The 13,712-nt window shown below is 66.6% G+C and carries 5 protein-coding genes; all 5 read right to left on the bottom strand.

Translation table 11 applies throughout. The features are described from left to right. Positions 1 to 41 precede the first annotated feature (41 nt). The 5 genes from AruCF_RS13310 to AruCF_RS13295 all read right to left on the bottom strand — a co-directional run bounded on the left by AruCF_RS13310 (position 42) and on the right by AruCF_RS13295 (position 13,497). Positions 42 to 1,049: a hypothetical protein gene (locus AruCF_RS13310; protein WP_049073506.1), complete on the bottom strand. Its 1,008-nt coding sequence runs from the start codon at positions 1,047 to 1,049 to the stop codon at positions 42 to 44. Continuing rightward, complete coding sequence (locus AruCF_RS29155) at positions 1,049 to 1,570, bottom strand: hypothetical protein (RefSeq protein WP_144419127.1); 522 nt, start codon at positions 1,568 to 1,570, stop codon at positions 1,049 to 1,051. Before AruCF_RS29155 ends, AruCF_RS13310 begins: the two co-directional genes overlap by 1 nt. Next, the gene (locus AruCF_RS13305) at positions 1,567 to 10,755 is read right to left on the bottom strand and encodes a two-partner secretion domain-containing protein (RefSeq protein WP_083036771.1); all 9,189 of its coding nucleotides are present in this window, start codon (positions 10,753 to 10,755) and stop codon (positions 1,567 to 1,569) included. The genes AruCF_RS29155 and AruCF_RS13305 overlap by 4 nt, the downstream gene beginning before the upstream one ends. A 27-nt stretch (positions 10,756 to 10,782) precedes the next feature. Further along, positions 10,783 to 12,432, bottom strand: a complete 1,650-nt coding sequence (locus tag AruCF_RS13300) for a ShlB/FhaC/HecB family hemolysin secretion/activation protein (protein WP_049077754.1) — start codon at positions 12,430 to 12,432, stop codon at positions 10,783 to 10,785. A 294-nt stretch (positions 12,433 to 12,726) separates the two neighbouring features. Next, positions 12,727 to 13,497: an SDR family oxidoreductase gene (locus AruCF_RS13295; protein WP_049073504.1), complete on the bottom strand. Its 771-nt coding sequence runs from the start codon at positions 13,495 to 13,497 to the stop codon at positions 12,727 to 12,729. Between the last annotated feature and the right edge of the window lie 215 nt (positions 13,498 to 13,712).

The raw sequence follows: 13,712 nt of genomic DNA, 5'->3' as shown, positions 1-13,712 counted from the left end.
GAGCAATAAAGCTAATGAAAAAAATAGTCTAATCGTTGTTTTCATCGCTTCATCCTCAACAAAATTTCCAGCGCTTTCCATGCCTGGGGAGGCAGGGCTTCAGACAGCGCAAACGGGGTGGCGGGCACGAGCGCAATGCCAGTCCAGATTTCGTACATGAAATTCTGCGCAGGCGTCAGGCCGCGCCGGGCATTACCCTGCTCGTCGTAATAGCCGCTCAGGGTGCCCCCAATGAAGTCATGGGAGCCGCCATAAGCCTCGTGCGCCAGATCAAGAATTCCCCCAGGCGAATACGGAAAGCCGAGAAGCGTTCCAGGTCCGCCCCGGTTCCCGCCAGTGGGCCCGGGCATTTCCTTGCCCCGGTCGGTTTCGAGAAATGCGGCCATCGTCATCCCGGCCTGGGTTGGATAAAACTGGACGCGCCCGTTTCCATCCAACTCAAGTTTTGGAATGCCGTTTTCATCGAGTACGGGCTGGTTGTGGGCATCGTGCTGAGTCTTGCACTGTTTATTTGCAGATCCACACAAAATATCCAACACCACCCGCGTCCCCGCTGTCTTGAACCCATCGCCCCGAATACCCGCACTTTCCCCGCTCTTGTTATCCAGCGTCGTCTCGCCATCGGTAATCCCCGCGAACTTCTCCGAGTCCGCGATCGTGTACCGCCGCATGCGGTCCGCCGCCTCCGACAAACCTGCTTGCAGCGCCGCCACGCCGCCCGAGCCGCCCAGCGCGCCCACGGCCACGTTCAGCAGCCGCTCCTGCGTATTGATCTCGTTGATCTGTGCCTGAAGCACCTTGATCTTTTCAGGGTCTTCCGTGGCCTTGATCTGCTGGCGCAGTTCCGCGCGTTTCTGTTCCGCATGGCGTTCGATGGCGGCGCCGGCCTGCTGGCCGAACGCCGCGACGATTTCCGCTTCGGTCTGCACTTGCCGACGCAAGTTGTCGGCGTCCCATTTTTTCGTCAGGCCGCCGACCCCATCGCCCGCCCGCACGCGTCGATCCAGCATGACCGGCACCTGTTCGGCAGTCTTGCCGGTACGCGCCATTACTCAACGCGTTCCTTGCCGCGACGCGTAAAATGCCGCGGCGGCGGGCGATCCCCCAGCGATTGCGGCGGCCACACGTCCGACGCCCATGTTGGCCACGATCCGCCGTTTGGCGCGGGAGGCGGTGGACCGCATTCCTCTAGTTGGTGGCACGGGGGAACAAGCTGGTAGCCCTTTTTCTGCATGCAGCGTTTAAGCTCATCGTGCAATGCCATTGTCTCGCTACGATACCGTTCATCATTAACAGTAAGCTTGCTCTCGTCCTTAATATAGTAGCTTCCGTCTTTATCTCCACCGCACTCTTTCCAATCCACCCAACGGGCTTCCTCTGTTTGGCCATTGAGCGGCCAATACATCTCCATCGGTAGGACCACGTGCTCAACCCACGCGCTCAACACGGGGTCACAAAGGGTTTGCGACTCGGTGATGCTGCACAAATACCCCCTTTTGTTGATATAGAAGCAGCCAGTCATCGACAGCAAAAAAGCGGAGACAAAAAATAGCCTTATCGTCGTTTTCATCGCTTCATCCTCAACAAAATGTCCAGCGCTTTCCATGCCTGGGGCGGCAGCGCTTCTGATAACGCAAAAGGAGTGGCGGGCACCAGCGCAATGCCGGTCCAGGTTTCGTACATACCTTTCTGCAAGGGCGTCAGGCCACGCCTGGCATTGCCCTGCTCGTCGTAGAAGCCGCTCAGGGTGCCGCCAATGAAGTCATGCGATCCGCCATAAGCCTCGTGAGCAAGATCAAGAATTCCTCCAGGCGAATACTCAAAACCGAGAAGCGTTCCCGGTCCGCCTTGGTTTCCGCCAGTGGGGCCGGGCATTTCCTTGCCTTTTTTGGTTTCGAGAAATTCGGCCATCGTCATTTTTGCGGCTTTTCTATCAAACTGGACGCGCCCATTTCCATCCAACTCAAGTTTCGGAATGCCGTTTTCATCCAGGATCTCCTTTCCATGGGAATCCACCTGCCTTTTGCACTGATCATTCGTGGGTCCACATAGCGTGTCCAACACCACCCGTGCCCCCGCCGTCTTAAACCCATCGCCCCGAATACCCGCACTTTCCCCGCTCTTGTTATCCAGCGTCATCTCTCCATCGGTAATCCCCGCGAACTTCTCCGAGTCCGCGATCGTGTACCGCCGCATGCGGTCGGCCGCCTCCGACAAACCCGCTTGCAGCGCCGCCACGCCGCCCGAGCCGCCCAGCGCGCCCACTGCCACGTTCAGCAGCCGCTCCTGCGTGTTGATCTCGTTGATCTGTGCCTGCAGCGCCTTGATCTTTTTGGGGTCTTCCGTGGCCTTGATCTGCTGGCGCAGTTCCCCGCGTTTCTGTTCCGCATGGCGTTCGATGGCGGCGCCGGCCTGCTGGCCGAACGCCGCGACGATTTCCGCTTCGGCCTGCACTTGCCGGCGCAGCTTGTCGGCGTCCCATTTTTTCGTCAGGCCGCCGGCCCCATCGCCCGCCCGCGCGCCTCGATCCAGCATGGCCAGCACCTGCTCGGCGGTCTTGCCGGTGCGTTCCCACTGGGCGTTCATGTCGGTGAGGGTCACAGCCGCGCCGCTGATGCCGCTGTGCGTCACGCTGCTTTCACTGCCCTTGCGCACGCTCATGCCTGGCGCGCCGGCGCTGACGCTGTTGCCGAAGTTCCGCGCCGACCAGGCGTCACCTTTGCCCGCGACATTGCTGGCCGCGGCCTCAACCGCCTTGCTGGCGCTGCCTTCTTCCTTGCCAACGCTGCCTTCTTTCTTCGCGGCGGACGCCTTGTCATCGCCGGCAACGCTGAAGCCTCCCGACAGGCTCACCCCTGTCGCCTTGTACCGGCTGCGGTTCTCGATGTCGCTGACGCTCAGGCTGCCCGTCGTCACGGTGTTCACTCCCCGCTTCACCGCCACTTCGGACGAGGCGATGGCCGCGCCCTTGAGGTCGGTGTTGCCCTGGACGCGGACCGTGAAGCCGTCGTCGCCCGCGTCAAGGCGCGATTGCTCGACGACGCTGGCGAAATCGCCATCCACCTTGTTGCTGGCGTAACTGCCGCTGGCGGCGAACCCCACCCCCGCCGTCACGCTGCCGCCGATCTGGGTGTCGCTGCTCTTGAAGGTACTGGTGTCCTGCAGGCTCTCGATGCTGAGGTTGCCGCCCGCGTCGGCCACCACCTGCCTGCCGCTGGCGACCGCGCCGCGCAGGCGGGTGTCGCCGCCGGACTCCAGGGCCAGGCGTTCGCCGGCAGTGACGTGGCTATTGGTCCAGGTCACGTCCCTGCCCTCGCCCCGGCCCCTGGCCCCGCTGGCGTTGGCGGTCACGCCGAAGGCCAGGCCGTTTTGGCCCACGGATATCGCCACGCCGACTCCCGCGCTGACGCTGCTGCTCTTGCGGTCGGTTTCGAAGGTGTTCCTGGCCCCCAGCAGATTGATATCGCCATCGGCCTTGAGCACCGCGTCGCCGCCCGCGCGGATGCCGCTGCCGCGCACGGTCAGGTTGGAATCCGGGCCGCCGCGGGCGCCGATGCGCACATCGCCGCCAGCGGCCACCGCTGAACCGGCGGCCGTATCGGTGGTGGCGGTGGATTTGCTGTCGCTTTTACTGGCGCCAACGGTGATCGAGATATTGACGCCGCCGGCCGATTGCGGGTCGGCCTGGACGGCATCGTAGGCGTTCTTGGCCGCCAGCCCCGTGGCCGCGCCTGCCAACACCTGCATACGTCCGTCAGTCGTCTGGCCGGCAGCGCGCTTCATCTGCCCGGCGGTCTCAATGGCCGACAACACCGGCGCGGAAATCGCCACGGTCAGGCCGGACTGGCGGAACTTGCTCTGTTCCACGCGCTTGCCGGTTTCCCGCGCGTCGACGATATCGACCTTCTTGGCCTGGATATCGATGCCGCCCTTGGGCGCCAGCACATGGCTGCCGGTCTGCTGGTAGTGGCCGCCCGCCACCAGGGTCACGTCGCCGGCCGTGGAACCCGCGGTTGAGGCCGCCGCATGGGTACTGGCGTCCCGGCGGTCGCCGCTTTGCATCTGGTTGCCGATGGTGAAGGCGAGCCCTCCGTTGTAGAGGAAGCCGCTTTTCCGGTTTTCCTTGAAGTGGCTTTCCTGGCTGGTTTCGGAGGCGGCCAGGAGGGTCAGGTTGTTGTTGGCCACGATGGCCGTGCCGGCATCGGAGACGACATTGCTGCCGGTGATGGTGACGTTCTCGCCCCGGATGGCGACGGTGTTGCCGCTGAAGGTGCTGGATAGCGCCGTGGTCTCTTCCAGGCTGTCGCGGGTCGTCTTCGTGCTGGAGCCCAGCAGGCTCTTGGACGAATGGCGATGGCCTTCGGCCCAGTTGCGGTTCGCTTTGCCTGCCAGGATGTTCACGTCGCCCCGCGCAACGGCAATCAGGGCTCCCTGCTCGCTGGTGACAGCGCCCGCGGTGCTACTCAGATCGCGGCCAGCCTGCAGGCGCACGTCGCCGGCCGTGGTGATGGTGCTGCCGACATCCTGCTCGTAACCCTGCCTGAGATAGTTGCTGGCATTGCGTACGTTGTTCTCCTGCTCGGCAATCGTGACGGTGCCCAGCGCCAGGTCCCGGCCGGCGACCATGGCGGTCTGACCCTCCTTGCCGCGGTTGCCGACCCGGGCCGCGATCAGCTTGGCGTCACGCCCCGCCGAGGCCAGCAGGAGGCCATTCGGGTTGGTGACGTAGAGACCGGCCACGCGATCCAGGTTGGTCCGGCTGAAGTCGCTGCGTCCGGCCCGCGTGGCGCCACCGCGAGTGGTGCTGACCACGTTGAGGTCGCGTCCGGCACCGAGCCGCAGCGTCGAACCGGCATCCAGCGTGCCGCCGATACTGTCGATGTCGGCGCGGGCGCTGAGCGCCACGGCATCGCCGGTGATGCGGCCGCCGAGAATACGCAGGTTGTCGCCGCTGAGATTGACCACCGCGCGTCCCGCAATGGCGCCGGAATTAACGAGATCGCCTTTCAGGTTGAGATCGATGGCGCTGGCGGCCAGCAGGGTGCCGTTGCCGTCGATGTCGCCAGGTTGTACGCGGACGTAGACCTGCGGCACCAGGGCGCGCGTGACACTGCCGTCGGCCAGCGTCACGTCGCGTTCGACCAGCCAGACGATATCGCTGGTGAGCTGGGCCATCTGCCTGGCGCTGAGCGCCACGCCGGGACGCAGATTCCATTCCTTGGCGTAGGTGACGCCTGCATCCAGCAAGGCCTGGTACTGCGCGTCGTCGCTGGCGTAGTTCGCGAGGAATCGGCGGCCCGTCAACTGGCCTATCTGGTCGCGCACCAGCTTCTGTTCGTAAAAGCCATCGCCCAGCCGCTTATGCACCGCGGCCGGGTCATGGCCGAGCTGGGACAGCATGTAGTCGGAACTGAGCCAGTTGCGGTAGTCGGCGAAGCGCGGGTCGGTTTCGATGAGGTAGCCGGCGGCGTCGGGGCCAGTGCGGAACAGGCTGTTGGCAGGTGCGGCTGTGTCGATCTGGACCGTACGAATGATCGTCACCGCGTCGCTGTTGGCACCTGTCACCCCCGTTGTGGGGCCCGGGACGGGAGCATTGAGGTCTGTGACGTGTGGGCCCGTGACAGTGGCGGGACTGTCGACGTTGTTCACGCCAGCCCGGACTTCCGTTATCTGTCCAGGCCCGATAGTGCCCGTGGCACGGACGAGGCCGCTCTCGATGGCGCCGCCGACCTGATGGTCCCGGCGGTCAGTCACCGTCAAGCCGCTGCCTGCGCCTGCGGCGTGTTGCGCGACGCTTGAAACATTGAGGTCGAACGTTGTTGCAATGTCTTCGGGGGCGTAGGCAATCTTTCCGCGCCATTTGCGCTGGTGGAAGCGTCTTCCGCCACCGCGCCACCTTGAGTAGGTGTACTGGCTGGTGCCGGTCTGGTGGATTACGTGTTCGCCAACGGCGGCTACATTGTCGAGGCGATCCAGATCGCCCTGCAGAGTGCCGCCGGCGGCAATGCGGCTTTTGTCGTTGACAAGCCCGTCACCGCGCAGGGTCATATTGCCGCCCGCGCGGATGAGCGCCGGCGCGCTTTCGATCACCTGCGTTTGGTACTCGGTCTGCTGTACGTCGTATTGGGTCCAGTCGTGAATCTTCGCGCCGGTTTCCCTGTGGCGATAACGATCGGCATGGCTCCAGTGCTCCCAGCGGTATTCGCTGGCATCGTGTTTTTCGGGATCGCCTTCAGGCTGGATGTACAAATACCTGGTCGGGCCGCTGATCCGTGCCAGCTCCGTGCGGAAATGCAGGTTGCGATTAAGCAGGCGAGCGCTGTCGATGGTCAGCCCCCCCAGCGATTCGATGGTGGCGCTGTCGTTGAGGATGAGACTGGCGCGGCCAGCCGCCTGGGTGTCCGCGTCCAGCATGCCGCCGATGTTCAAGGCATCGCTGCCGCCGCCCGCGCTGAATATCAGGGCGTGCTCGCGGTTGTCGAGCGTGCTGGCGCCGATATCCAGCCGGCCGCGCGCGGCGATGACGGCGGCGCGGCCGCCTTCCTCGCGGTTGCTGACCGTGCCCCCCTTGATGGCCAGGCGGTCGCCATGGATGCGGCCGGTGCCGACGTTGTCGAGCGTGCCAGCCTCGATCCGGGCCTGGCCGCCGTCGATGAGGCCACGGTTGGTCAGGGTGTCGAGCGCAACGACCGTGGCGCGGCCCGCGCTCATTTCGCCGGTGGCGGTGTTGTCGACGTTGGCGCCGCGCGCTTCGAGGTCGCCCGCCCGAAGCAGGCCGCGGTTGGTCAGCAGGCCGGCGGTGCTGATGCGCGCGCGGCCGTTGACGGTGATTTCCTTGAGGTTGGTGAAGTCCTGCTGGAGAATGAGGCTCGAATCTCCCTTGGACAGCAGGCTGCCGTCGCCGCCCAGGCTGTCCGCGGTGACGCTGAGCGACTTGCCCGCCAGCAGCGTGCCGAGCGGGTTGAGCGCCCGGTTGACCGCCACCTCTATGCCGCCGCCGGCGGTGAGGGTGCCGCGCGTGTTGTCCAGGACGCTGTCCATGCCCGCGCCAAGGATGCCGACGTGGGTGTCGGCGACGATGGCGCCGGCGGTGTTGTCGACGCGGTTGGCGGACAGGGCCACGCTGTCGCCCTGCAAACCGAGGGGCTTGTTGGCCTCCGCGCCCTGCGTGTCGCGGTTGAGAATCCGCGCGGCGCTGACCGTCAGCCCGTCTCCGGCGGCCATCAGGCCAGCGTTGTTCTCCGCCACGCCGGATAGGTTGACGTTCAGGTCCCGGCCTGCCCGGACCCGGCCGCCACCGTTGCTGAGCGCGGCGCCAGCGATATCGACATGGGCATTGCCGCCCAGCTGGCCGGCAGTGTTGTCGATGCCGCCGCTACGGATGAGGGCATCGCCCTGGCTGTGCACGATGCCGCCGCGATTGTCCAGGCTGCCGCTGGCAAGCGCCAGCGCGTCGCCGCTGAGCATGCCGCCCGTGTTGCCGGCGCCGGTGTTGGCCAGCGACTGGCCGTGGGTGTCCACGCGCATCCCTTGCGCCGACTGCAACAGGCCGCCAGCGTTGTTCAGGACGCCGCTGTCCGCGCTGAGTGTGCCGCGGGTGCTGGCGATGGTGCCGCCGCCATTGTCGAGCGAGCCCAGCCGGGTATCGACTTCGACATTGGCCCCGAGCACCGTGCCACCGGCATTGCCGAGCCCCGCCGCGGCCATGCGGACATCGCCGCCGCCTTGCAGCGTGCCGCCTGCGTTCTCGATACGGCCCTGGGTATCCACGTCGAGCTTGCCGGCGGTGGAGACGATCAGGCCGGCGTCACGGTTGACCAGCGTGCCCGCCCTGACGGCGAGGTCTTCGGCGCTGACCAGCTTGCCGCCCCGGTTGTCCACGGCCTCGCGAACAATGGCGGTCAACGGGCCGGCGGCATTGACCGCGCCGCCACGGTTGTCCAAGGAGCCGGCGCTGACATCGGCCTTGCCGGCGCTGGCAACGAGGCCATCGTGCCGGTTGTCCAGCGTGCTGCCGATGTACACGGCCAGGCCGGCGGCGCTGGACGTCTGCACCTTGCCGCCCAGATTGGCCATTTCGCTCGCCGTGACGATGGCGCCGCCGGCCGCGACCAGGGCGCCACCGGTGTTGTCCAGCATGCGCGTCACATCGATGCGGGTCGCGGCATCGCCAGCCGCCCGCACCGTGCCGCCACGATTGATGAGCGCGCCAGCCTGGAGCGCCAGCGCGCCGTTACCGGCCAAGGCGCCGTCAGTGTTGTCGAGTCGGTCAGTGACGACGAAGTGGCTCGCGTCCGTGCCGGCGGCCGATACCGTGCCGCGGGCATTGTCGAGAGACTTGGCGCGGAGATCCACGGCGCCGTTGCCGGCGATAGTGCCGTCGCGGTTGTCCATCGCGCCGCGGACCGTGAGTTCCAGCGGCTGGCCGCCGCTGGCCACGAGCGAGCCCTTGGCGGTGGTCAGCGTGCCGGTGTTGACGGTGATGGCCTTGGCCCGCGTGGTGGCGCCGGTCAGGTCGGTCGTTTCGCCTTTCAGGCTCAACGCGCAGTGGCTGGCAATCGTGGCGTTCTCGCCGCGCAGCGTTTGGGCCTGGATGTCGAGGCGGCCGTCGCCAACTTCCAGGATGCCGCCCTCCGAATTGCGGAGGGCGCCGGCGCGAATGTCCAGGTCCGCATTGCTGGCGAGCGTGCCCCCGTTGCCGTTATCGAACATACCGGCCACGTCGATGCGGTTGGCCTGGTTGGCGCCGGCGAAGAGCTTGCCGCCACGGTTGTCGAATGACAGTGCAGCGAGGTCGATCCGGGCGGCGCTGAGCGTGGCCTTGCGATGGTCGCCGTCCCCCAGGCGCAGGGTGGCGGCGCCGGCCGTGGCCGTCTCGCCGCCCACGCCGCTGAACGCGCCGGCATTGACCTGCAGGCCACCGTCGCCGGCATGGGTGATGTGGCCACCGGTGTTGACCAACTGGCCGGCGTCCAGAGTCAGGCGCTTCGCATTGCTGGCCAGGGTGCCCTCGCTGTTGTCGAGTTGCCCCTTGACCTTGATGTGGGTGTCGGCCTCGTCGCTGTGCTGGAAGATGCCGGCGCGGTTGGAGAAGTCCTGCGCGCTCAGGGCAACGGGACCGGCCAGCTGCATCAGGCCGGCATCGTTGTTGAGTTGGCCCGCCGCGATGCGCGCCTCGGCGACCTTGAATTCGCCCCTGCGGTTGCCGAGGTCGCCGCCGCTCACGTCGAGCCGCCGCGCGCCAAGATGGCCGCCATCGTTGTTGAGGCCTGCCCTGGCCGTCACGTCGATATCGCCGCCGGCCAGGATGCGACCGCCGTCGTTGTCCAGCGCGGACGCGATGTTCAGCACGCCGCTGGCCAGCGGCGCGACGCCGGCGCCGGGCTGGCCGCCGTGGCCGGTGCCGCCCGCTTCTACGCCCGATTCTGCGCCCGTGCCGCTGCCGTTGCCGGTGTTGCCGCCGCTGCCCGGCGTGGCACCGGTATCGGCCGCCGCCAGCCCGACACGGCCTCCATCGCGATTGCTCAGCCGCGCGGCGTGCAGCGCCATGTCCTGTGTGCCGGTCTGCTCGATGGCGCCGCCGCGGTTCTTCAGCGACTGGGCGTTGGCCTCGATACGCCGTGCATTGAGCGTGCCGTTGCTGTTGTCGATGTCCTTCGGCGTGCTGACCGCCAGTTCGCGGCCGGCGCTGACCGTGCCGGCATTGGCAAGGCCGCCGCTCGCGTCGATGCGGGTGTCGGTCCTGGCCTGCATCGTGCCGCTGTTTTCCAGGCGGCCATCGGCGGTAACGATCAATTGACCGGCCTGCGCGCCGAGCGTGCCGGCGTTGCGCACGCCAACACCATGCTCGGTGCCCACCAACACGATTTTCTGGCTGTACATGCCGCCGAGCGCGCCGACGTCCAGCGCGAAGGCCGGCGCATCGCCGCTGGCGGCGGTGTTCTGCACCTTGCCGTGGTCGGCGCTGACCTCGTTGGCCCCGGTGGTGACCTGGAGTTGCCGCGCCCAGATGCCGGCATTGGCCTCCACGGAACGGGCGATCAGGTCCGTATAGTTGGCGGCGCTGGCGTCCATGCCTTTGCCGTCGACCCGGATGGCGCCGCCTGCCACGCGATAGCCTTCCAGCGATCCGCCGTTGAGGATCGGCTTGCCGGTGGTGAGGGTGGCGCGGTCGGCGTTGATGAAGCCGCAGCCGTCGCAGGAAATGCCCGCCGGGTTGGCGATGACCAGTTGCGCGCGGTCGCCGGCCACTTCCACGTAGCCGCGCAATCGGCTCGGGTCGCTGGCGTTCACTTCGTTGAGGATGACGCGGGCGGTGCCGCGCGCCAGCCACGGGTTGCCTTGTACCCAGCCGCCCAACTGCGTCTGCGTGTTGGCGCGCGCGTTGTTGAGGATGGCGCCCTGCTGGTCGACGTCGAATTGCCTGTAGGTATTGCGCGAGACGCCAGCGGCGCTCGGCGTCTGGATGTTCACCAGGGGCACGCCGTTGGCGGCCTCCAGCACTGTCGGGCGCTGATTGCCGGGAGCGCCGGGGTCGGCCACGACCTGGGCGTTCGCCAGCGGCACGATGACGGCTTGGCCGAACGCGAGCACCAGCGCAACGCGCAAGGGCCTTACTGTGGCAAGGAACCTGCTGCCGGCGGCGGCGACGTATGCGCGGCTCGCGCCCGGCCCATCGCGCCGGGCAATCTCCGCGACGACCTGGAACAGGCCCACAGCCCGGTTGAACACGACGCGATAAAGGTTCTTGTTCATGTCATCACTGCCCTTGCCTGCGCGGATTCAGCAGGACCAGCCAAGGCTGAAGCCGACGGTGAGCGCGTCGGTCTTGAAGCCCTTGGGCCTGGAGAGCGGCGTGCCGGCGAAGAGGTCCCAATGGAATCCCTTGGCGCCGCCGCGCAGGCCAATGACCGAGCCGGCCAGGTTGCGGCCCCGCAGCCAGCGCGTTGACGGGCCGCCGACGTGGCCGTAGTCGGCGCCGAAATAGAGTTCCTGGCTGGCGCCAAGCAGCAGACCGAATTCGTTGCGCCAGACCCAGCCGCGCTCGCCCATCAGGTTCAGCTCACCGTCGAAGCCGCGCACGCTGTAGCGCCCGCCGATCGAGAAGCGATCCTGGGGCACCAACGGCGTGCGGTCCCATTGCGCCCGCCAGCTGCCGATGTAGCGGGCGCGTTGCGACCCGAGCGACAGGGGAACCATGAGCTGGGCGTCGGCGGTGATGACCTTCATCCGCGAAGTGCCTTCGCCGAAGTCTTCCTCGGGCGCGGCCATCGCGTTGAAAGCACCGGTGCCGCGCCGGTAGGCCAGACTCGCATCGAGCGTGCTTTCACCCAGGTATTCCCGGTGCGTCAGGCCCAGCTCCCAGCCGCCGGCGCGGCGGCGCTGGACCTCGATTTCCGTATCGTCGATGAAGTTGCTTGACCGGCGCAGCCAGCCGCGACCGTAGACGGCGGTCTTGCGCGTGGCATCGCGATGGACAAGCCGCGACAGGCGCAGCTCGGCGTTATGACTGGCGCCGCTGTAGACATAGTTCTGGCTATAGCCGGCGACCGCCTGGCGATACCCGTAGCCGCTGGCCGTGGCGCTGAGCGACCAATAGCCATGGGGCAAGCTGTAGTGCGCGGTGTAGCCCCTGGTGCCCTTGCGGTTGCCGTTGAACACGTCATGGCTGAGGTTGACGTAGAACAGGTCGTTCAGCATGAGGAGGCCGTCAAGGGAGACGGTCAACGCACCCTGGCGCTTGCCGGTCGCCTTGCTGCCGGCGTCATCCAGGGACGCGGACACGCGGATCGGGGGGGAGCGCTGCCGCCAGGCGATGACCAGGTCGCTTTGGCCGGGACGGGCATCTTCGCCATCGGCGGGGACGATCTGGATGTCAGCCTCCACCGTCGGCACGCGCTTGAAGTTCTCCAGCGCCTGTTCGATATCGCGCAGATTGAGCAGGTCGCCACGCCCGACCGGCACGGCATTCCAGGCGGTGGCCGCGCGCGAAGTACCGGGCGCGAAAAAAATGGCGTGGATGCGGCCGGGCACGACGGTAAGCGTCAGCGTGCCGCTCGTCAGATCCTGGGGCGCGGCAAGGATGCGAGTGGTGACGAAACCCCTCGCAACGACGGCGTTCTGCACGCGCGCCATGACCACGCTGATGCCCCCAGCGCCAAGACAGCGCCCCGTGGCGGCGTCGTTCTCGGGGTCGGCGGCGCGCAAGGCCCAGAGAAAGCGCTGCGCGTCTTCGCCATCAAGACGGATACGGCCAATCGGCAAGCATGGCGTCTCGTCCCGAGGCAACAGGTCCGGCGACGGCGCGTGCGGCGACCGCGCCCGTACATTCGGCGCGGCTTCCTGCTGTTTGCGCAATATCCTTTCGCGCTCCTGCTGACGCAGCAGTTCCTGCGCGGCGCCAGCCTGCGTCTGTGCGGACGCCGACACCATGAACAGCAGCAGGCTGAACGAGATCCACGCGTGCTGCCACAACCAACCGACCATCCTCCCTCCCTATGTCTCCGTGCGCAGGTGTGCTTCGGGATTGGATGGCGGTAAGGCGGTTATGGGGATACGGCGAGCTGGTTTGTCAGACCAGGCGTTAGCCGTCACTAGCGATCTCGGATCACCTAACCTATCGGCGGTAAACGGCTGCCGCGCCTCAGGCTTCGGGCACGGCAAAAGAAAGCGACCCTCAACAAAAAAGCGCCCGAAGGCGCTTTTTTGTTGATGGCGAAGCCCCGGTCAGCCGCGGCCGACGAACGGCATGTTGGTCGCCATGATCGTCATGAACTGCACGTTGGCCTCCAGCGGCAGGCGCGCCATGGCGGCGACGGCCTGCGCGACGTGGGCGACGTCCATGCGCGGCTCCACCTTGGTGCTGCCATCGGCCTGCAGGATGCCGGCGGCCATGCGTTCGGTCATGTCGGTGGCGGCGTTGCCGATGTCGATCTGGCCGCAGGCGATGTGGTAGGGCCGGCAGTCCAGCGAAATCGATTTGGTCAGGCCGGTCACCGCGTGCTTGGTGGCGGTGTAGGCAATCGAGAACGGCCGCGGCGCATGCGCCGAAATCGAACCGTTGTTGATGATGCGCCCGCCCTGCGGCGTCTGCGCCTTCATGACCCGTATGGCGGCCTGCGCGCACAGGAACATGCCGGTCAGGTTGGTATCGACCACCTCGCGCCAGACCGCCACCGGCAGTTCCTCGATCGGCATGGCCGGCGCGCCGCGCCCGGCATTGTTGAACAGCACATCCAGACGGCCATATTCGCGCTGGGTGGTGTCGAACAGTTCGCGCACCGCCTGTTCGTTCGACACGTCGGTGGGCACCACCAGCGCCCGCACACCGTCCTCGCCCGCCGCCGTGCGCGTGGCCTCGAGCGGCTCGCGCCGGCGGCCGGCCAGCACCACGCGATAGCCTTGCGCCAGGAATTCCAGCGCCACCGCGCGGCCAATGCCGGTGCCAGCGCCGGTGACCAGCGCAACGCGGGGAGGGTCGATCTCGTTCGTGTGCATCGGATGCTCCTTGTTATCTGTCGGCGAAATGCTACCCGAATCATTCTGGCGATGGTGCAAGCGAACGTTCCATTCGCGACACGCGGCTCTCGGCCGGACGGAGGAGAAACCGGCGCCCGGGCCGGCGGGCGGATGACGCGCCGTCGCGTTGCCCGGTCGCCCTGTTGCGAATTGAGCGCGGGCAAATCAAGGGATCGAGCTTTGACCTGTCACAA

Origin of the sequence: Achromobacter ruhlandii (assembly GCF_002082135.1) — a bacterium.
In the GTDB taxonomy this organism is placed as follows: Bacteria; Pseudomonadota; Gammaproteobacteria; order Burkholderiales; family Burkholderiaceae_B; genus Achromobacter; species Achromobacter ruhlandii.
The sequence above is the reverse complement of the archived record's forward strand: the minus strand, read 5'-3'. Positions and strand labels throughout refer to the sequence as shown.